This window comes from Pseudomonas sp. p99-361, from assembly GCF_003935475.1.
Taxonomy (GTDB): Bacteria; Pseudomonadota; Gammaproteobacteria; order Pseudomonadales; family Pseudomonadaceae; genus Aquipseudomonas; species Aquipseudomonas juntendi.
The window spans coordinates 1-15,234 of record NZ_RHQO01000019.1 but is presented as its reverse complement, the minus strand read 5'-3'; the positions used below and the strand labels follow the sequence as shown (position 1 = coordinate 15,234).

Here is a 15,234-nt window from a genome sequence, read left to right as displayed (position 1 = left end):
CCATCACACCCCCTCCCCGGCCGGCTGCCCGGCGCGCTTGAATTCAACGTGGTTGCCGCGCTTCTGGCTGCCATCAGCCATAACGACCCGGCGGTCGGCGCCCTTGGTCATGCGGACGATTTCACGGCCTTCCACGATCTGGGCGAAGCCCTGGCTCTTGAGCTGGGCGACTGTGATTTCTTGTGCAGGGGTCATTTGCACTCCTCCAGCGACGCTTCCAGCCCGCGCTGCTCGCCAACGATACGCACGCAGACCAGGGCAAAGGTTCGGCCCATATCCGTTGCGAACCAGTAGCCAGCCAGAAGAGCCGAGACCATGGCCGCCGCCCAGATGAACTCCTTGAGAGCGCGCATCAGATGGCCTCCTTGCCGCGGTGCGATTCCCACTCGAACGGGACCACGATCATTCCGCCCTCGCGCAGGCGGTCAACGCAGCGCTCGCCCATCGCCACCGGCAACTGCTCGGGGCTCAGGTTGGAGATCACCACGGTTGGCTTAACCTGCTCGTAGCGACCGTTGATGATCGCGAACAGGGTCGTCAGCTCGAAGTCGCTCGGCTGCTCCTTGCTCACGCCGACCTCGTCCAGCACCAGCAGAGACGGCTCGATCAGGCTGGCTAGGATGCTTGCCTCGGTCGCCTCGCTGAAACGGTCGTAGGTGGCACGGATTGCCTGCAGGATCGAGCCGACTGTGCGGTACACGGCCGAATGTGAGGTGTTGCGCATGAGGTCGTTGGCCATGCCGGCGCCCAGGTGGGTCTTGCCGGTACCGGGCTTGCCCAGCAAAACCATGCAGCGACCGTTCTCGGCGATCTGGTCGAAGGTCTTCACGTAGTGCCGGCAGAAGCGCAGAGCCTCGGCCTGGCCCTTGTGCTCGGCCTTGTAGTTCGCCAGCGAACGATCAGCGAAGCGTTTCGGGATCAGCGAGTCGCCCAGCTTGCGGGAGATCGCCAGGCGAACGTTCAGGGCCTGCTCGGCCTCGGCTCGGGCCTCGCGCTCCTCCTTGGCAATGCGAGCGCATTCAGGGCAGAGGCTGCGGAGTGCCTTGCCCAGCAGCATGGTGACCTTCTGCTCGAACAGGCCGTGCTTCTCGCACTCGGCTGGCTGGATGCGGGCAACGACTGCGCCCTGATCGATCTGGACGACTTTTTCAGAGCGCATAGCTTCCGTCCTCCCGCTGTTTCAGGCCTGAGGTGTAGTCGCGATCAGCGAAGCCGTGGTGGCGGCTTGCTTGCTGCGCTGCGGGCTTGCTCGGGAACGGTCTAACATTGCTCGCACGGTTCTGGTCGTTCTTCACCCACTTGACCAGCATCTGCACCCACTTGGCCTGGGTCTGCAGTCCACCGCTAGATTCGTGATGGGCGGTGAACGGGGCGATTGCTTCAGGCGTGAACAGGTCCACGGCCAGGCCGTAGTGAGCGCAGTAGGTCTTCAGGGACTTGGCATCAGGCACCCAGTCCAGAGTCATCTCGACTGGTGCTTTCGGATCGGCAGGTTTCGGGGAGGTTTCGAAATCTTGTTCGCCGGCCCCGCTGGTGTGAATTTCCTCGCACGCGGTGAGAGAGTTCTTTTGATCTTTATCTTCTCTTCTCTTCTCTTCTCTAGGTAACGCACTTTTAACGCTGCGAGCGTTACCTTCAGCGTTACCATTCTTGTGATTGGAGACGCGTCGAGCCGTCAAGGCCCGGTTTTTCGCGGTCTTGCCGTTATGGCGCTCAAAGTGAGGAAGGGAAATCAGCCCATCTGCCTCAACCATCCAGCCCACCGATTTCATGTGTTCGCAGAAACCAGTAACGCCGACGATGCGATCCAGTAACTTTTTGCTAACGCTCGGAGCGTTACCTTCTTCGGTCTGCTGGTCGAACCAGCCCCACACGCGCATCAGCTTGCCCACCACCGCATCAGGATCGATGTCCGCAAGGTCTGCGATCTGGCAGACCTCTGGCTTGTCCATGGTGGTGAGTTCGAATTTGATCCAGTCACCGGCCATTACTTGACCTCCAGGTTGTGCTGCGCCCACAGGCCGGCCACCCAGGTGACGCCCTTGGGGGTAAATTTGGCTTGGTTGAAGGCATGACCACTGTCACTGGTACCGGTCTTCACAGAGAACCGACCAGCGTCGATGTGCTGCTGGTAGGCCTGCCACTCGCCACCCATGCGATACATGATCTTCTTGTCGAGCAAGAACTCGCGGAAGCGGGCCTCATTAGCTCTCAGCAGCTTGGCGGTTTGGCGGAAACCCTTGAGGCCGGTCGATTCGACGTACTTATCGACGAAATCGACCTTCGGCGCGGCGATAGCCAGGGCCTGCTGGGCGAGTTGGCGTTGCTCGTATTGCTCGGCCCAGGCGCGAGCTGCAACGGCAGGGTTGGAGAAGTCAGGTAGCGTGGCAATGACGCGACCGCTCAGGCGCTCTTCCAAGTCGGTCATGTGGTCATACACGGCCGCCTGCAACTCATAGCTGTAGGACATTGCCATCAAACATGCCTCACGCTTCGGGAAGCGGTAGCAGTCTTGGGTGCGGTTTTGGGCATCCTTGTAGATATCCCGAAACTTCGGGGCATCTTTCTTGAGCACCTTCGGCACCTTTGCCATCAGGTGGTCGTGGCGCAGGGCTGATTGGTCGCCGATCTCTTTGCGCTTGGCGTTGATGAAATCCACCAGCTCAAGACTGGTCATTGAAACTTCTCGCGCCACGAAATCGTGGTTCGCATTTTGTGGCGCGGGCCGGATGAGGGCCTGTACACTTTGGGTCTGCATATGCATAATTCCCTTCAGAGTTTTGTGTTGCAGAGAGCCGGGCCGCTATCCCGGCTTTTTTGTGCCCGCAATTCGGGCTTATCAGGGCCTGTTCAGGCCTTTCGATGAAACGGGGTCAAGACTCCTCGCGGGTTGCGAGGCTTGGTTCGGTTGGCCAGTTCTCGACGGATCAGCTCAGCTGCCAGCGCCTCAGGGCTTACGCCCCTTCTCATCGCCTCTTTCTCCAGCTGCTCCATCTGCCCCTGGTCCAATCCGATTTCTTCAATCGGCATGGGGCCTCCTAAGGGCCTTCAGGCCACGTGCTGATCGCCGGTATTCTCCGAAGCCAAGGCGGCCAGCTGAGCCTCAAGCAGCTCTCGGCAAAGCACAGCGCGCTGAGTGCGATGAAACTTTGCCAGCGCTTGGATCAGTTCAAAGGTGTCCTCATCGACCCGGACCTTGATCTCGCGGTCATGCAGGTGATTGCGGTTGGCGTACATGCGGGAGTAGCTCCTTGCAGTTGGAAATGATTAGGCGGCGACCTGCGCAGGCGGGAACGCATCGTCGAGGGCGCAAGTGGCACCGAGGACGTTAAGCGCTTCCACAATGAGTCGCGCCTCTTGCAGGCCTGGATTGCGCAGGCCTGATTCGTAGTTGGCCAGGCGGGACTGATTCCAGCCGAGCTGACGGCGCAGCGCTGCCTGGGTAACGCCAGCCCTTTCGCGAATCGTTCGGACTTGGTTCATACGGTCTTCCTCCATTGATGACCGAAGGATAAACACGCATCGTGTTAATTGCAAACACAATAAGTGAAAGCCGGTTATTTCGTTTCGTGATGAAATTCCGCGCATGAACGAATCATTGAGCCAGCGCATCAAGCGCCTGAGAAAAGCGACGGGAATGTCCCAGGCCCAACTGGCAGAGGCCTGTGGCTGGAAATCGCAATCTCGGGTCGGGAATTACGAGGCAGGCACGAGGGAGCCGACCTTGGCGGACATCGCGGCCATGGCATCTGCCTTGGGCGTTGATCAGTCCGAGCTACTGCTCAGTCAGCCTGCTGTCGAGGCTCCCACCACAGCAGCTCGAAGCACGACCGACTTGGTTAAGCTGATGCTTGCTAAAAGCGGCAAGGGTATTCCTGAAGAAGCCCGGCAGCGCCTTATAGCCGCGGCTGAGGATTATTCCTTGTCTAGCGTCGCGTCTGATGACATGAAGCATCCTGGCTTGGTCGGAGATGAAGTCCGGATAGCCCACTACGATATCCGCGCTGCAATGGGTGGCGGCCAGCTCCCCCATGACTACCCGGAAATGCTCAAAGACATTCGCGTCAGCCCCAGTCACCTGCGGGAAATTGGCGTCGAGTTCGAGGAGCACTACCACCTGAAGGTGGTCACCGGCTGGGGTCAGTCGATGGAGCCCACCATCAAGCATCGCGACCCGCTGATCGTGAACATCAACGTCCGCGACTTCGTGGGCGATGGGGTGTACCTATTCGTCTGGGATGACCTGCTCTACATCAAGCGACTGCAGGTGGCTGATGAGGAGCACTACGAGATGATTTCGGACAATCCGCGGCACAAGGATCGGCTGATCCGCCGGGACATGACCTACATCCAGGCCCGGGTGCTGCTGGTGTGGAATGCGCACCTGGTCTGAGTTTATGTGCGCGGCGAGCTTACCCCCCGTTCAAGTCAGTTTCTCGTAACCAACATCGATCTAAATATTCGCAGAGGATCACGCATGGAAGTGCAGTGGGCAGAGCTCATAAAGGGCACAGAACGCCCTATCGGGATAGGCATAACTGGAGCCATGCGCTGCACAATCCGAGCCTCAGGTACCGTCATTGGGGCGGTTCTGAAAAGAGGTCCACGCGAAGAAATCGTTGCTGAGGCGTTCTGCGCCATTCTTCTAAGGTCATGGGGTCTCAATGTTCCTGATTCGTATCTATTGGAGGTCGATGGTGAGCTTGCCTTTGCCAGCGCTGACTCAGGGTATCCGAACCTATCCCAGAGAATCGGTCTGAGCCTAATCCCCGAAGGCACGCCTGAGTATGACGCAATTGTTAAACAGGCTTGTTTCATGATCTGCAACCTGCCTTCCGCCCCGCTGGCAGCGGTAGCGGATGAGGCAATCGAAAATTTCGATAGAAACTTCGGAAATGTGCTTTGGGACGGCACGACGGAGGCATGGATAGATCACGCCATGTCTCTAGGCAATGGGCGTTCGAAAATGCCTGATGCAAATAAGCTCTGCCTCATGGCTGCTCACGTGGGTGAATCCGAGAATTTCAGCCGGTCTGCTCTAGCCGCCTGGATGCTTCTGGATCGCAGCCGCCCCGGATCAGCTGGATCAGAGATCAAATCTATTGCAGATCTCGACGAGCCGATCAAAGATGTTTGCTCTAAGCTGTCAACGATGGGAAATCGTCTCCTTGCCCGGTTCCCTACCGCCCACGACCTTCTGAAACAGTAGCCATGTCCGTGACCTCATCCAGCGTTGCTCTTCTCCACCCTTGGCGCCCAGTCTTCTGGGAGCCTGTGGCTGGTACAGGTGAAAGGTTGATGGCTGGCGTAGTGTTCGAATACGACGGCGCCTGGGAAGCCGCTCGGATCATCCGCGATGATGTCGTAGCTGCGTTGTACGGCGCCGAGGCATCTGTTGGAGCCATCCGACTCATCGAATTCGGCCTACGACTATTCAAAGAAGCCGCAGGCGCGGCCAACTCTCTCGATAGGCTAGGCGTTCCTATTTCTGGTCTCTATCCAGGGGACCAGATGCGCACTGAAGCAGCCTCCAAAGCGGAATTACTACGAACGGCGGTACTGCTTTTCTCTAGCTTGGGCAACATTGATTACTTTGATGCTCTCCAAGAGGAAGATGTCCCTTTAGCAGAGGAAGTAACGAAGCGATTCAGTACCGAGATCAGAGATATTGTGGTCGCTGGCCGTCCTGAGCTTGAGAAATATTTCGGCCGACATACGGTATTGTTTGAGGGAGGGGACCGGGTCAAATTCGGATTTGTCTCATCAAAAGTCGCCTCACATTTCAACGTTGTTACTCCCATCCGACCTGGCCCAAGCCTGCGGGACGCTAGAGCTCGCATTTTTGAGCTTCAGCGCTGTAGAGAAATTACAGGGATCGAAGTTGCAGTATTGATTTCAGCAGTGTCTCGACATGACGACCCAACTCTAGGCGCCAAGCAGAAAAACAATATCGAAAACTTAAATCAGGAAATATCTGGCGAGGCTGAGTCCGTAGGGGTCACCTATATGCCCGTATTGTCCGCTGCCATCGGCGCTGAAAAGCTCATAGAATATGCGACATGAGCTTATCCTAGCTCCCATCTCAGTAAGCCCGCCACACCGCGGGCTTTTTCATGCCCGTCAGAAAGCCGCCTCTTCCTCCAGCTTCTCCTCCTCCCAGTCCTCCTCCACTGCCAGGTCGTCGCGATCCTCAGCGCTCTGCGGTTCCCACCGAACCGTCACGCTCTCGTCGTCATTGAACGTCAGATCCAACTCTGGCGTTTCGGCCAGCAGCCCCATCACCTCCTCCCACTCCATGTCTCCATCCGTGTCCAGGCGATGGATTGTCACCCAGCGCTGCGACTGCGCGATCGGGTGATTGATCATCGAGGACACTCGCAGGCCCAGGCGCTCAAGGGCGGTCATCTCTTGGCGCGCTTGTGGGGTCGACTTCTTCTGCTTGGCCATATCTTCCTCCGTTAGCTGTACATTCATCCAGTATTAAGCGGAGCATACATCACGCCTCGTGAAAGGTGAACACGCTTCGCTTTGAAGAATCTCAACACGGCCTCGAAAAATAAATCACATTTCGTGTTGACACATAAAACACGATGCGTGATATTTGCCTCAACACGCAGTCACTCATTAGGGACTGCTGAGGCCCTCAAGCCGACCGCTCTTTCACATCGATGGGAACCTCGCGGATCGATCCCGGCAACGGTACAGCGCGAGCAATAAATTCGATCCCCATGCCAGCTCTGGAACTGGCTACTGCGAAGTGAACCTTCGCCTGCTCAACGTCACGACGAGCGCCAGTCAGCCAGGAATACAGGGTTGGCCGCGCAAGACGGACCGAGGGTTGCTCTCCAAACCGTCTCCCTGAAAGGTCCAGCTAAAAGGGCATCTATAGGCGCTTGGAGTGACCGCAACACGAGATTTTCTCGGTGCCCTTCTTGCGAGGGGCATCCGGAAAATCAACCGGAGGGATTCACGATGTTCAACATGGCAACCATGGCGGCTGACGAATGCCGCATCGACGCTGAAGAGCGCACCTACTACCGCTGGATCGACAAGGCATCCGCGCTGCTTGGCCACCAGGTCGCCCTTGGCTCGCGGGAAGAAAGCGATTTGGGTGACTTCTACGCCGATGGCTGCACCCCGGCCGAGGCTGTAGCGGAGCTGCTGGCACAGGCTGAACTGGCTCGCGCTGCATGATTTCACTGGCTGGCCTTGGCGACAGGGCCAGACGGGAAATCAACCGCCCTGGAGGGCAAGACGATGGTTGCACAGCCCAACAGCCCAAACGGCTGCTTCGAACGCAACGGCTACACGGTAATGCGCACCCCGCGCAAGGCCGGACCTGGCTTTCAACGAGCCATCTACGACCATGCCGGACAGCAGGTTCTTAATCGTGCTGGCTACGAAGCGGAGCTGCAGTTCTGCACTGACCACGGATTTTTGCAGGTAGAAGCGCAGGCCCCGCTGCAAACCGCGTAGCTGCCCAGGCAGCGCTTGAAACGGAATGCATGGACCAGCGCCACGTCAGCCTGACGTTAACTGCCCGATTCCCTGCTCCCCATCGCAGGCTGCATCGGAGATTGATCGGAGCGTGCTCAAGCGAGCTGCAGCGCTAGGATCGCAAAGACCCGTGAACCTCCTGAGCCGGTAAGAGCAAGACGGCCAATACCAGAAACGCGGCGGGAACCAAGCAGGGGTTGCGCCCTGGTGTTCCGATCAATCTCCGATGCACCCCGCATCCCCTTCCCTTCACATACGACCGCATCGACAGGTGCCGGGCTTGGCTTTTCACGCCCAGCTTGGTCCATGGTGCCCGGCACCTGATCAATGCGGTTGGCTACCGAGGTTTACACGATGAGCAAATACACGGAGGCGATTGTGAAAGCCGCGCAAGAGCTTGAGAAAGCTGAGGTCGCCCACAAAGCGGCAGTAGATCGGCTCGCAGCTGTTCGCGCTCACTGCGGCCAGAAAGGCTACTCGGTAACCGTCAACGGCGTGACCGTAGCTGTCTCGACGTGTGACAGCCGGACCTATCAAGGGACGCTGATTCGCGGCCGAGAAATGATTCACCTCGGCGCGCTCAAGGCCCTTGGAGCAGAACTCGATGCTGCTGAAAAGCGCGTTCTGGAATGGCGCGCCTACCTCGCATCAATCGTCATCAAGTAACCCACCACCTAGAGGCGACTATGGCTCGCGAGCACGAGCTTTACGCAGACAGCGCCCAGGCCCGCGAAGTCGACCGCCAGTACCAGCTCTTTGGTGACTCGTCGTGGGCTGACCATATGACCTCGGAACAGGCCCGGGCGAACAACCAGGCCTGGAACACGATGATTCGCGAGCGCAACGAGCATCAGCGGGCAGAGAGCCGTCGAGTGATCAGCTCAGCGCTCAGCAAAATGGAAGCCATATGCGGCTCAGGCGCCGCCCGGAGGACAGCATGAACAATTCAACGCGTATCGATGTGATCGGCATGATCGAATCTCGCCTTGAGGCCATGGCTAAGGGTTCGGATTCGCTGAGCGGCCGTGCCCGGCTCGAGGGTGAGATCGAGATCGCTATCGACATAGCGCACCTCACTGGCGCCATCGACCTGCCGCTTCGCAATCACTTCATCGAGCGCCGTGACCGCATGATCGCTCACGATCACCAGCAGTGGGAGCAGCAAGCCCGGAGGTTCTCATGAGTACTGCACCGGTCAAATCCCTGATTGACGAACAGCTTGAGCAGATAGAGCGGAGCCTCGCAGTGATCAGCTTTGGGCTTCCGTTCAACGAGGCCGTAGGCCTGCCCCGCGAAACGACGGTGCAAAGCCTGACGCGCAGCCTTGGCGTCACCATGAAAGGTCGGCGCATCGCCATCCGCGTGCGGCCATGACCTGCTACCAGCGCGCCCGCCGCTTCGCCATGTTGCGCGGCAGCCTCATCACCCTTTCACTTTGCACTGCCTGGATGCTGGCCAGTGCCTACGCCGGCTGCATCACCTCCTGAGGTAACCATGAACACAACACCCCGCCTGGCCGCCCAGTTCGACTGGAGCACGGTCGGATCGTTCTCGCCTGAGCGGTACCAGGGCGACGAGCGAAAAGAGTACGAAGAAGAGGCCGCTCGCATTGAGCGGCAGTGGGACAACCAACCAAGCTGAGGTGCCGCATGGCAACCGTAACCCTGATCCTCGGCAAGTCCGGGGCTGGCAAGAGCGCATCACTGCGCAATTTCAAGCCTGATGACGTGGCCCTGGTCCAGGTCATCAAAAAGCCGCTTCCCTTCCCCGGCTCTAAGGCGTGGAAGTCCTATGTCACTGACAACTGGGTCAAGGTCATCGGCGCTTGCCGCCAGACCAAGCGCAAGGTGATTGTGATCGATGACTTCCAGTACATCCTGGCCAACGAATTCATGCGCCGGAGCGAGGAGAAAGGGTTCGACAAGTTCACCGAGATCGGCCGACACACCTGGAACATCTTCGAGGCACTGCTCGGTCTGCCCGATGACGTTCGCGTCTACATCCTCAGCCACACCGAAGAGACGGATTCCGGCCAGATCAAGATGAAGACCATCGGCAAGATGCTGGACGAGAAGATCACCTTGGAGGGCATGGTCACCATTGTCCTGCGCTCTGTGGTCAGCGACGGCCAGCACCTGTTCAGCACCCGGAACAACGGGTCGGACACCACCAAGGCCCCAATGGGCATGTTCAACGAAGCCATGATCGATAACGACCTCGCCTTGGTCGATGCCGCCATCTGCGAGTACTACGACCTAACCAACACAACTCAGGCCGCATAGGAGCCTTTTGAATGTTCAACCTGGACGCAAATGCCGCGCGCGCCGCGGACAACAAGTCAGCCTTCATCGACGAGGCGGGCAAGTTCATTGGCGAGTTCCTACGCGCCGAGTATATGGAGAAGCAGGAAACCGGTTCGACCGGTATCGGCTTCACCTTCAAGAGCCGCGATGGTGCCGAGGCGACCTTCTACCTCAACCTGACTTATCAGCACGGCACCCGCAACGAGGGCGGCTACGCGATGATGAACGCCATCATGGCCTGTCTGCAGCTTCGCACCGTCGGCGCCCCGCAGCCAACCCAGTTCGAGAAATGGAACAACGACACCAAGCAGCGCGAGCAGGTAACTGCACCTGGCTTCCCTGAACTCCTGAAGAAGCCCATCGGCCTGCTGATTCAGATGGAAATCGAGAAGAACAGCCAGACCGGCATGCCTCGTCCGATCATCTACGCGCCGTTCAGTGCTGAATCAGAGAAAACAGCATCCGAGATCCTCGACCCGCGCTGCACCAGCCCAGCCAAGCTGGAAAAAATGGTTCAGCAGCTCATGAAGAAGCCGGTGCATGACCGGCGACCTAAGTCCGCCCAGGTAGTCGGCGGATATGCCCAGCCAGACAACTACGACTACGGAGCGCCGCCCGATTTCTCGGACGATATCCCGTTCGATTGACCGCTGGTCAGCAGCAAGCACGCTGCTGACACCCCTTCTTCTTGCGAAACGGACCTCATATGACCGCCTACATTTTCGACTCTGAAACCACCGGCCTGAACAACCCCGAGTTAGTTGAGGCCGCCTGGCTGCAGCTCGGTGCCGGCCTGGCCGTGACCGGCGAGTTCTTGCAGCGATACAAGCCATCCAAGCCCATCGAACTGGGCGCCCTGGCGACCAGCCACATCCTGGACGAAGAGCTGGCCGACTGCCCGCCGCATGATTCCTTCAAGCTGCCGGAAGACGCTACCTACCTGATCGGCCATAACGTCGATTACGACTGGGGCGTCATCGGCAAGCCGGACATCAAGCGCATCTGCACCGCAGCGCTGAGCCGGATGTTGTGGCCAGACGCTGACACTCACACGCAATCGGCCATGATCTACCTGCATTACCGCTCGGAAGCCCCAGAACTTCTGCGCAATGCTCACGCTGCCCTGGACGACGTGAGGAACTGCCGTCGCCTCCTGGCTGCAATCTTCACCTCACTGAAGGCGCAGCAGGGGCGACCGGTGGCCAGCTGGGAAGAACTCTGGGAAATCTCCGAAGACGCTCGCATCCCGAAGGTCATCCGCTTCGGCAAGCATGCCGGCTCGAAGATCGAAGACATCCCGAGCGACTACAAGCGCTGGCTGCTCGGCCAGGCCGACATCGACCCGTACCTGCGGAAAGCCCTGGAGAAGTAAGCCATGAGCGATTGCGGCGAGCATCCCAGCGTCTACTACCTTGGCCGGGAATGCCGCCGCAACGGTGGCGGCAAGATGGCCAACCCATTCGCCTATCACACCTTCCACGGCGCCTGGTTCTTGGCCGGGTGGAACGACATGGATCTTGAGATTGAGCAGAAAAATCCGAAGCGCGCTGCAAAGAACAAGGCGGCGTGAGCAGTTCAACCTACCGCCCAGCGGATTGAAGGAGGTGCCGTATGGCGATGTCTCAGCAAGAGCGAGACCAGAAACGCCGCGCCAAGGCCGAGCGCCTGCAGGAAGAAGACCTGCGCTTGAAGGTTCGACCAGGGACTAAACAGGCCCTGCTGGAACTGATGGAGTGGGCCGGGATCGAGGAACAGGGCGAGGCTATGACACTGATGATTCATCACCTGCATGGGCTGGGTCCGGGAGGCGCGCTGCCGCTGCTGACACCTCCGCGCCACGAAATCACGGTGTCGCCGGTTGTGGCGCGAAAGCTTGAGAACTTTAGGGCGCGCGAGGCGCTGAGAATCGAGCTGGCAGACTAAATCTTGCCATCTTCAATAAGCTTTTCAACCGCTGCGATCACACCTTCCTTGGCGGCTGCTTGCGATTCCCAAGGGCCTTCGACGGTATGCAGCACATCAAGCGAACCAGGTTTTAGAATGTGGAAATGCTCGATGGTGCCGCCCTGAGGTGCATACGGCGCAGCATGCACGAGTACGCCCTTGTGAGTTATTTCGATTGCTCCGTCGTTCTGACTCATCTGCATCTCCTTTAATCCGGCCCCATGCCGGTCACCCGTAATACCCCATCCCAAACCAAATTGCCACCATGCCGCATCCGGCCACGGAGGGCGGCGCATGCATGGAGAAAGCCATGAGCGATACCCAAGCCAGCCCGAGTCTGGCAAGCGGCCACCCGATGAACGCCGACACCTGGGCGGACTTCGTTACCCGCCTTCGCCACCACTGCAATGGCCAGGGTGTTAAGTGGCACCACACGGCCTGCGCACTGTTTACCGTCCAGCAGAAGCGAATCGACTACGGCTATGAGGCTGACTACGCCGAGGGCCTAGTGGTCTGCCTGGAAGACAACAGATGGTTCAGCCCTGAAGAATACTGGGCAGATCTCGACGAGGAAGAGCAGCAGGAGATCAACCAGGCGGTCCAGGTCGACCACGAATGCGATTTTCTTGAGCTGGATACGGATGACCAGTGGGAGTTCCTAGCCGAACTCGACGACCACACCGTCACCGGCTGGAACAAGCACTGGGAAATCGTTAACAGCCACTTCACCAAGGAAGCGGCCGAGGCCTTCATTCGCCGCAAGCAGCACGACTACCCCGAGCTACGGGTTTACGTCAAGTCGCAGTACTACGCCTGGGAGTTCGAAGCGATCAAGGCCGCCATCCTCGATGGCACGCTGGTCTACCAGCCAAAGCCTGCGGCTGAAGACGCAGCCGCCTGACCCTACCGCGCTGCCCGCCAGCGCCTTCCCCTATTCAACGATAACGCCTCCCCGGCGAGGGCGGCGCCTGCAATGGAGATTGCCGTGAGCATCCCTGTGAATGCCCTGAAAGAAGATGAGCTTCTGCATTACGCCGCGCTCGACCCAGGCGCTGCAGCGGAACTCGCGCGACGCATCACCGAGCAAGGACTTGACCCAAGCGCAGCTGCAGAAGAGCTGCGCGAGGAGATCCGCAGCCTGGAAAGCCAGCTCGACGACGAGTTGCGCGATGCCGACGAGCTTCGAGACAACGCCGAGGATGCCTGCCGCTGGATACGGCGCGTACTTGACCCTGATGACCGTGAGCTTTCTTTCGAGCAGCTGCTTCAGAAAGCCCTGGATTGCCTGGAGTGAGCCATGAGCACTTTCGCAGTTTTTGGAATGACCGCCGCGCAGGCGCTTGCCGACGCCCGAAAAACCACCAAGAACACCAAGCCCAGCGGAAAGCCAGGTGTGCCACCGGTAGAGATCACGCTCGAAGAGTGGATCAAGGCCGTTCAGCGGAACGCCGACGCCATCATGGCCGGCGTGAAGGTGAAGCGGCTCAGTGATCTATTCGACACCCCGCAACACGCGAGGCAGTTCATCGAACTGGCCAAGAAGGCCGGCGCATGCCGCGACCTGAAGATCCGCTGCAAAGCTGCCCTGCTCGATGAGAAGGGCAAGAAGATCCTCAGCCCCAAAACCAGAATGCCCGTTATCGGCTGGGCGGACTGGACACCCGAGAGCCACAAGGCCGCCTGAGCCGGAGCTACCCATGCCCACAGAAAACCGATCCAGCAACACCGAGATGGTCAGCGTGACTCGTTATCTGGCCGAAGAGATCAACGCGGCACTGATCAACCACGGTCATGTAGCTCTTCCCCGAAGACTACAGGAGGCAATGAATGCCACATGCCCGCAGCCCCACCCCGAGCCAATAGCCTGGATGGTTGGTACTGCCTTCTGGTGGACCAAAGAAGAGGCAGAGCGGGATGCGGAGGCGACTGGGCTGCCGATTGTTGGCCTGGGGCCGATGACCGGTGCCGATGAGGCTGAGCGGCTGCGCGATGTCGTCAAGCATTCGGATAACCAGATCATGCGGCAAAGCCTGCGGATCTCGAATCAGCGCACCCAGCTGGCCGATCGGCTTGCACTGCTGCGCGAGGCACTTGAATTCATTGACGACGGGGTTGGCCGCAGCGATGCCGAGTGGCGGTTGATCAAGAAGCTGCGTGCCGCCCTATCGCCCGACGGAGCTGCGGGCGCGTCAGATGAGCCGTACCAGGGAATGCCCGGCACGTCCTTCCAGCGCCTGAATGCACTCGCCAACCAAGGCGAATGACCGCAAGAGCACATTTGTACTCCGCCCAGCTGTAACCCCTCGCCTTTCTATTTCGAGCAGGCCGCGCGCTTGTCCGTTGCAGCCAGACCCTCGGTGGCGATTCGGCGAGCACGCCCCACGCCCCACGCTAATGCCCTGGTCATCGACTCGCCTGGACGAGAGTCGAACGCCTCTTCGTGGAGGGGAGCTCCACCCGCCGCATAAACGCCGAGGAACATCTGCGTGTTACCCGTTCGAGACAGGCGCACCTGAACATCAATGTGCGCTCCATCGCCGAGGGTCTCGTCGTGAGCACGGTGGTGAAGCGTTGGATCAGCCCATTGCCAGAAAACTTCACCGCGAATCCTCATGTTGGCCTCCTACGATTTTAGTTGTATGCCACGGGTGAACTCTCACCATAGCCAAAGCGAGGCGAGACGCAATCTCGGTATCGCAGCTTGAGAACTGAATCGGATCACCGGCCGATTTTCTTGTACCGAACCCAACCACTTGTACAACTCACTGCCGCGATATGGCGGCCAAGGACGAAGTCATGCCTGAAGAAAACAAATCAGCTTGGCCGGACCACTTCCGGTACATCGACGAGATAAGCCCCGAAGGGGTGACCATCGTCTGCAAACGCTTCGTCGTGATCCGGGAGAGCGAGCACTGTTACTGGATCGTACCGCCGTCCTATGAGTATGTGGCCCTAGAGCACTTGAAGCGCGGAACCATGCCTAAGTATGCAAAGCGCGTGCTGAAGGTGTCTGGTCGCCGGTTCGCTTACCCTGAAAAATCTCACGCGCTCCACAGCTACAAGGTGCGCAAGCGCCGCCAGATGGGCCATGCCCAGTTAGCGATCGAGCGCGCCAAAGCCGCTCTGGAAGATCTCAAGGGCGTAGACGTTATCAACGACGAGCATCTTTGCTCGGGCGGCGACTACATCAAAGAACTGACCTGGGACTGCTGACTATGACCCGCCTCGCCCTCTGCCTCCTGCTGCTGGCCACCGGCGCCAGCAAGGAGGAATTCCGTGATAACTGAGAAAGGTGCCATTTTTGCCATGGCTTGTGCGTTCGTTGGCGGGCTGGGGTTCGGTCATTCATTGGGCACCAACACCCGCCCAGCCCCGCATCCTGCGCCCTGCTACCAGACCGGCAACCAGCGCCTGCTCTCCCCGCACGAAACCCAACCCGAACCTACACCCGCTCTGGCGCCTGGGCGCTGGATTGATGAGAGGTATCAGC

General features: G+C 59.0%; 31 protein-coding genes and 1 pseudogene. 21 read left to right on the top strand and 11 right to left on the bottom strand.

Going from position 1 to position 15,234, the window contains the following annotated elements:
- Nucleotides 1-3 precede the first annotated feature (3 nt).
- The 8 genes from EGJ22_RS11190 to EGJ22_RS11160 form a co-directional block, all read right to left on the bottom strand.
- A complete protein-coding gene (locus EGJ22_RS11190) occupies nucleotides 4-195 on the bottom strand; it encodes a hypothetical protein (RefSeq protein ID WP_125920250.1) in 192 nt (63 codons plus the stop codon).
- Entirely contained in the window at nucleotides 192-353 is a 162-nt protein-coding gene (locus EGJ22_RS25965; protein ID WP_158619527.1) for a hypothetical protein, read from the bottom strand. Before EGJ22_RS25965 ends, EGJ22_RS11190 begins: the two co-directional genes overlap by 4 nt.
- Complete coding sequence (locus EGJ22_RS11185; RefSeq protein WP_125920249.1) at nucleotides 353-1,159, bottom strand: ATP-binding protein; 807 nt, start codon at nucleotides 1,157-1,159, stop codon at nucleotides 353-355. The genes EGJ22_RS25965 and EGJ22_RS11185 overlap by 1 nt, the downstream gene beginning before the upstream one ends.
- On the bottom strand, nucleotides 1,149-1,988 hold the full coding sequence (locus EGJ22_RS11180; protein WP_125920248.1) for a DnaT-like ssDNA-binding domain-containing protein: 840 nt from the start codon (nucleotides 1,986-1,988) through the stop codon (nucleotides 1,149-1,151). Before EGJ22_RS11180 ends, EGJ22_RS11185 begins: the two co-directional genes overlap by 11 nt.
- Nucleotides 1,988-2,764 carry a phage antirepressor KilAC domain-containing protein gene (locus EGJ22_RS11175; RefSeq protein WP_125920247.1) on the bottom strand — a complete coding sequence of 259 codons (777 nt, stop codon included), beginning with the start codon at nucleotides 2,762-2,764 and terminating at the stop codon, nucleotides 1,988-1,990. The genes EGJ22_RS11180 and EGJ22_RS11175 overlap by 1 nt, the downstream gene beginning before the upstream one ends.
- An 86-nt stretch (nucleotides 2,765-2,850) precedes the next feature.
- The gene (locus EGJ22_RS11170) at nucleotides 2,851-3,030 is read right to left on the bottom strand and encodes a hypothetical protein (protein ID WP_125920246.1); all 180 of its coding nucleotides are present in this window, start codon (nucleotides 3,028-3,030) and stop codon (nucleotides 2,851-2,853) included.
- A gap of 18 nt (nucleotides 3,031-3,048) precedes the next feature.
- Nucleotides 3,049-3,237, bottom strand: a complete 189-nt coding sequence (locus EGJ22_RS11165; protein ID WP_027907665.1) for a hypothetical protein — start codon at nucleotides 3,235-3,237, stop codon at nucleotides 3,049-3,051.
- A 30-nt stretch (nucleotides 3,238-3,267) separates the two neighbouring features.
- Nucleotides 3,268-3,483, bottom strand: coding sequence for a helix-turn-helix transcriptional regulator (locus tag EGJ22_RS11160; RefSeq protein ID WP_125920245.1), 216 nt, complete (start codon nucleotides 3,481-3,483; stop codon nucleotides 3,268-3,270).
- Between the two features lie 103 nt (nucleotides 3,484-3,586).
- On the opposite strand from EGJ22_RS11160, the gene EGJ22_RS11155 reads away from it, so the two are divergent.
- The 3 genes from EGJ22_RS11155 (at nucleotide 3,587) to EGJ22_RS11145 (ending at nucleotide 6,063) form a co-directional block, all read left to right on the top strand.
- Nucleotides 3,587-4,393: an XRE family transcriptional regulator gene (locus EGJ22_RS11155; protein ID WP_125920244.1), complete on the top strand. Its 807-nt coding sequence runs from the start codon at nucleotides 3,587-3,589 to the stop codon at nucleotides 4,391-4,393.
- Nucleotides 4,394-4,477: 84 nt separating this feature from the next.
- Entirely contained in the window at nucleotides 4,478-5,209 is a 732-nt protein-coding gene (locus EGJ22_RS11150; RefSeq protein WP_125920243.1) for a hypothetical protein, read from the top strand.
- 89 nt (nucleotides 5,210-5,298) lie between these two features.
- Entirely contained in the window at nucleotides 5,299-6,063 is a 765-nt protein-coding gene (locus tag EGJ22_RS11145; RefSeq protein WP_125920242.1) for a hypothetical protein, read from the top strand.
- 57 nt (nucleotides 6,064-6,120) lie between these two features.
- On the opposite strand, the gene EGJ22_RS11140 is transcribed toward EGJ22_RS11145, so the two are convergent.
- The gene (locus EGJ22_RS11140) at nucleotides 6,121-6,447 is read right to left on the bottom strand and encodes a DUF1654 domain-containing protein (RefSeq protein ID WP_125920241.1); all 327 of its coding nucleotides are present in this window, start codon (nucleotides 6,445-6,447) and stop codon (nucleotides 6,121-6,123) included.
- Between the two features lie 525 nt (nucleotides 6,448-6,972).
- Between EGJ22_RS11140 and EGJ22_RS11135 the strand changes: the two genes are divergently transcribed.
- The 12 genes from EGJ22_RS11135 (at nucleotide 6,973) to EGJ22_RS11085 (ending at nucleotide 11,723) form a co-directional block, all read left to right on the top strand.
- Nucleotides 6,973-7,194 carry a hypothetical protein gene (locus EGJ22_RS11135; RefSeq protein ID WP_125920240.1) on the top strand — a complete coding sequence of 74 codons (222 nt, stop codon included), beginning with the start codon at nucleotides 6,973-6,975 and terminating at the stop codon, nucleotides 7,192-7,194.
- 63 nt (nucleotides 7,195-7,257) lie between these two features.
- On the top strand, nucleotides 7,258-7,476 hold the full coding sequence (locus EGJ22_RS11130) for a hypothetical protein (RefSeq protein WP_125920239.1): 219 nt from the start codon (nucleotides 7,258-7,260) through the stop codon (nucleotides 7,474-7,476).
- Nucleotides 7,477-7,851: 375 nt separating this feature from the next.
- Complete coding sequence (locus EGJ22_RS11125; RefSeq protein WP_125920238.1) at nucleotides 7,852-8,163, top strand: hypothetical protein; 312 nt, start codon at nucleotides 7,852-7,854, stop codon at nucleotides 8,161-8,163.
- Nucleotides 8,164-8,183: 20 nt separating this feature from the next.
- Entirely contained in the window at nucleotides 8,184-8,438 is a 255-nt protein-coding gene (locus EGJ22_RS11120) for a hypothetical protein (protein WP_125920237.1), read from the top strand.
- Nucleotides 8,435-8,680: a hypothetical protein gene (locus tag EGJ22_RS11115; protein WP_125920236.1), complete on the top strand. Its 246-nt coding sequence runs from the start codon at nucleotides 8,435-8,437 to the stop codon at nucleotides 8,678-8,680. Before EGJ22_RS11120 ends, EGJ22_RS11115 begins: the two co-directional genes overlap by 4 nt.
- Nucleotides 8,677-8,871 carry a hypothetical protein gene (locus tag EGJ22_RS11110; protein ID WP_125920235.1) on the top strand — a complete coding sequence of 65 codons (195 nt, stop codon included), beginning with the start codon at nucleotides 8,677-8,679 and terminating at the stop codon, nucleotides 8,869-8,871. Before EGJ22_RS11115 ends, EGJ22_RS11110 begins: the two co-directional genes overlap by 4 nt.
- A 120-nt stretch (nucleotides 8,872-8,991) precedes the next feature.
- Nucleotides 8,992-9,138: a hypothetical protein gene (locus tag EGJ22_RS25960; protein WP_158619526.1), complete on the top strand. Its 147-nt coding sequence runs from the start codon at nucleotides 8,992-8,994 to the stop codon at nucleotides 9,136-9,138.
- Between the two features lie 8 nt (nucleotides 9,139-9,146).
- Nucleotides 9,147-9,779 (top strand): AAA family ATPase, encoded by a 633-nt coding sequence (locus tag EGJ22_RS11105; RefSeq protein ID WP_125920234.1) that lies wholly within the window; start codon nucleotides 9,147-9,149, stop codon nucleotides 9,777-9,779.
- A gap of 11 nt (nucleotides 9,780-9,790) precedes the next feature.
- Nucleotides 9,791-10,447: a hypothetical protein gene (locus EGJ22_RS11100; protein WP_125920233.1), complete on the top strand. Its 657-nt coding sequence runs from the start codon at nucleotides 9,791-9,793 to the stop codon at nucleotides 10,445-10,447.
- A 59-nt stretch (nucleotides 10,448-10,506) separates the two neighbouring features.
- The gene (locus tag EGJ22_RS11095) at nucleotides 10,507-11,172 is read left to right on the top strand and encodes a 3'-5' exonuclease (RefSeq protein ID WP_125920232.1); all 666 of its coding nucleotides are present in this window, start codon (nucleotides 10,507-10,509) and stop codon (nucleotides 11,170-11,172) included.
- 3 nt (nucleotides 11,173-11,175) lie between these two features.
- Complete coding sequence (locus EGJ22_RS11090) at nucleotides 11,176-11,370, top strand: hypothetical protein (protein ID WP_060507212.1); 195 nt, start codon at nucleotides 11,176-11,178, stop codon at nucleotides 11,368-11,370.
- 41 nt (nucleotides 11,371-11,411) lie between these two features.
- Nucleotides 11,412-11,723: a hypothetical protein gene (locus EGJ22_RS11085; protein WP_125920231.1), complete on the top strand. Its 312-nt coding sequence runs from the start codon at nucleotides 11,412-11,414 to the stop codon at nucleotides 11,721-11,723.
- Here the strand turns inward: EGJ22_RS11085 and EGJ22_RS11080 are convergent.
- Nucleotides 11,720-11,941 carry a hypothetical protein gene (locus EGJ22_RS11080; protein WP_125920230.1) on the bottom strand — a complete coding sequence of 74 codons (222 nt, stop codon included), beginning with the start codon at nucleotides 11,939-11,941 and terminating at the stop codon, nucleotides 11,720-11,722. The genes EGJ22_RS11085 and EGJ22_RS11080 overlap by 4 nt on opposite strands.
- Nucleotides 11,942-12,054: 113 nt before the next feature.
- Here EGJ22_RS11080 and EGJ22_RS11075 point away from each other — a divergent pair, with 113 nt between their 5' ends.
- The 4 genes from EGJ22_RS11075 to EGJ22_RS11060 all read left to right on the top strand — a co-directional run bounded on the left by EGJ22_RS11075 (nucleotide 12,055) and on the right by EGJ22_RS11060 (nucleotide 14,008).
- Nucleotides 12,055-12,645, top strand: coding sequence for a hypothetical protein (locus EGJ22_RS11075; protein ID WP_125920229.1), 591 nt, complete (start codon nucleotides 12,055-12,057; stop codon nucleotides 12,643-12,645).
- Nucleotides 12,646-12,717: 72 nt separating this feature from the next.
- Nucleotides 12,718-13,038 (top strand): hypothetical protein, encoded by a 321-nt coding sequence (locus EGJ22_RS11070; RefSeq protein ID WP_256671855.1) that lies wholly within the window; start codon nucleotides 12,718-12,720, stop codon nucleotides 13,036-13,038.
- Between the two features lie 3 nt (nucleotides 13,039-13,041).
- Nucleotides 13,042-13,428 (top strand): hypothetical protein, encoded by a 387-nt coding sequence (locus EGJ22_RS11065; RefSeq protein ID WP_044039723.1) that lies wholly within the window; start codon nucleotides 13,042-13,044, stop codon nucleotides 13,426-13,428.
- A 13-nt stretch (nucleotides 13,429-13,441) separates the two neighbouring features.
- A complete protein-coding gene (locus EGJ22_RS11060) occupies nucleotides 13,442-14,008 on the top strand; it encodes a hypothetical protein (RefSeq protein WP_125920228.1) in 567 nt (188 codons plus the stop codon).
- A 47-nt stretch (nucleotides 14,009-14,055) separates the two neighbouring features.
- Here the strand turns inward: EGJ22_RS11060 and EGJ22_RS26515 are convergent, their stop codons facing one another.
- The gene (locus tag EGJ22_RS26515) at nucleotides 14,056-14,358 is read right to left on the bottom strand and encodes a hypothetical protein (protein WP_054882178.1); all 303 of its coding nucleotides are present in this window, start codon (nucleotides 14,356-14,358) and stop codon (nucleotides 14,056-14,058) included.
- 182 nt (nucleotides 14,359-14,540) lie between these two features.
- On the opposite strand from EGJ22_RS26515, the gene EGJ22_RS11050 reads away from it, so the two are divergent.
- Together EGJ22_RS11050 and EGJ22_RS26265 are read left to right on the top strand one after the other, a co-directional pair.
- Nucleotides 14,541-14,957 carry a hypothetical protein gene (locus EGJ22_RS11050; protein ID WP_249121916.1) on the top strand — a complete coding sequence of 139 codons (417 nt, stop codon included), beginning with the start codon at nucleotides 14,541-14,543 and terminating at the stop codon, nucleotides 14,955-14,957.
- A 63-nt stretch (nucleotides 14,958-15,020) separates the two neighbouring features.
- Nucleotides 15,021-15,234: pseudogene (locus EGJ22_RS26265) on the top strand (hypothetical protein); the annotation flags it as partial.

Bases quoted from the DNA above. Each gene is read 5' to 3' on its own strand.
- EGJ22_RS11190 (WP_125920250.1), bottom strand. From the start codon at position 195: ATGACCCCTGCACAAGAAATCACAGTCGCCCAGCTCAAGAGCCAGGGC.
- EGJ22_RS25965 (WP_158619527.1), bottom strand. From the start codon at position 353: ATGCGCGCTCTCAAGGAGTTCATCTGGGCGGCGGCCATGGTCTCGGCT.
- EGJ22_RS11185 (WP_125920249.1), bottom strand. From the start codon at position 1,159: ATGCGCTCTGAAAAAGTCGTCCAGATCGATCAGGGCGCAGTCGTTGCC.
- EGJ22_RS11180 (WP_125920248.1), bottom strand. From the start codon at position 1,988: ATGGCCGGTGACTGGATCAAATTCGAACTCACCACCATGGACAAGCCA.
- EGJ22_RS11175 (WP_125920247.1), bottom strand. From the start codon at position 2,764: ATGCATATGCAGACCCAAAGTGTACAGGCCCTCATCCGGCCCGCGCCA.
- EGJ22_RS11170 (WP_125920246.1), bottom strand. From the start codon at position 3,030: ATGCCGATTGAAGAAATCGGATTGGACCAGGGGCAGATGGAGCAGCTG.
- EGJ22_RS11165 (WP_027907665.1), bottom strand. From the start codon at position 3,237: ATGTACGCCAACCGCAATCACCTGCATGACCGCGAGATCAAGGTCCGG.
- EGJ22_RS11160 (WP_125920245.1), bottom strand. From the start codon at position 3,483: ATGAACCAAGTCCGAACGATTCGCGAAAGGGCTGGCGTTACCCAGGCA.
- EGJ22_RS11155 (WP_125920244.1), top strand. From the start codon at position 3,587: ATGAACGAATCATTGAGCCAGCGCATCAAGCGCCTGAGAAAAGCGACG.
- EGJ22_RS11150 (WP_125920243.1), top strand. From the start codon at position 4,478: ATGGAAGTGCAGTGGGCAGAGCTCATAAAGGGCACAGAACGCCCTATC.
- EGJ22_RS11145 (WP_125920242.1), top strand. From the start codon at position 5,299: ATGGCTGGCGTAGTGTTCGAATACGACGGCGCCTGGGAAGCCGCTCGG.
- EGJ22_RS11140 (WP_125920241.1), bottom strand. From the start codon at position 6,447: ATGGCCAAGCAGAAGAAGTCGACCCCACAAGCGCGCCAAGAGATGACC.
- EGJ22_RS11135 (WP_125920240.1), top strand. From the start codon at position 6,973: ATGTTCAACATGGCAACCATGGCGGCTGACGAATGCCGCATCGACGCT.
- EGJ22_RS11130 (WP_125920239.1), top strand. From the start codon at position 7,258: ATGGTTGCACAGCCCAACAGCCCAAACGGCTGCTTCGAACGCAACGGC.
- EGJ22_RS11125 (WP_125920238.1), top strand. From the start codon at position 7,852: ATGAGCAAATACACGGAGGCGATTGTGAAAGCCGCGCAAGAGCTTGAG.
- EGJ22_RS11120 (WP_125920237.1), top strand. From the start codon at position 8,184: ATGGCTCGCGAGCACGAGCTTTACGCAGACAGCGCCCAGGCCCGCGAA.
- EGJ22_RS11115 (WP_125920236.1), top strand. From the start codon at position 8,435: ATGAACAATTCAACGCGTATCGATGTGATCGGCATGATCGAATCTCGC.
- EGJ22_RS11110 (WP_125920235.1), top strand. From the start codon at position 8,677: ATGAGTACTGCACCGGTCAAATCCCTGATTGACGAACAGCTTGAGCAG.
- EGJ22_RS25960 (WP_158619526.1), top strand. From the start codon at position 8,992: ATGAACACAACACCCCGCCTGGCCGCCCAGTTCGACTGGAGCACGGTC.
- EGJ22_RS11105 (WP_125920234.1), top strand. From the start codon at position 9,147: ATGGCAACCGTAACCCTGATCCTCGGCAAGTCCGGGGCTGGCAAGAGC.
- EGJ22_RS11100 (WP_125920233.1), top strand. From the start codon at position 9,791: ATGTTCAACCTGGACGCAAATGCCGCGCGCGCCGCGGACAACAAGTCA.
- EGJ22_RS11095 (WP_125920232.1), top strand. From the start codon at position 10,507: ATGACCGCCTACATTTTCGACTCTGAAACCACCGGCCTGAACAACCCC.
- EGJ22_RS11090 (WP_060507212.1), top strand. From the start codon at position 11,176: ATGAGCGATTGCGGCGAGCATCCCAGCGTCTACTACCTTGGCCGGGAA.
- EGJ22_RS11085 (WP_125920231.1), top strand. From the start codon at position 11,412: ATGGCGATGTCTCAGCAAGAGCGAGACCAGAAACGCCGCGCCAAGGCC.
- EGJ22_RS11080 (WP_125920230.1), bottom strand. From the start codon at position 11,941: ATGAGTCAGAACGACGGAGCAATCGAAATAACTCACAAGGGCGTACTC.
- EGJ22_RS11075 (WP_125920229.1), top strand. From the start codon at position 12,055: ATGAGCGATACCCAAGCCAGCCCGAGTCTGGCAAGCGGCCACCCGATG.
- EGJ22_RS11070 (WP_256671855.1), top strand. From the start codon at position 12,718: ATGGAGATTGCCGTGAGCATCCCTGTGAATGCCCTGAAAGAAGATGAG.
- EGJ22_RS11065 (WP_044039723.1), top strand. From the start codon at position 13,042: ATGAGCACTTTCGCAGTTTTTGGAATGACCGCCGCGCAGGCGCTTGCC.
- EGJ22_RS11060 (WP_125920228.1), top strand. From the start codon at position 13,442: ATGCCCACAGAAAACCGATCCAGCAACACCGAGATGGTCAGCGTGACT.
- EGJ22_RS26515 (WP_054882178.1), bottom strand. From the start codon at position 14,358: ATGAGGATTCGCGGTGAAGTTTTCTGGCAATGGGCTGATCCAACGCTT.
- EGJ22_RS11050 (WP_249121916.1), top strand. From the start codon at position 14,541: ATGCCTGAAGAAAACAAATCAGCTTGGCCGGACCACTTCCGGTACATC.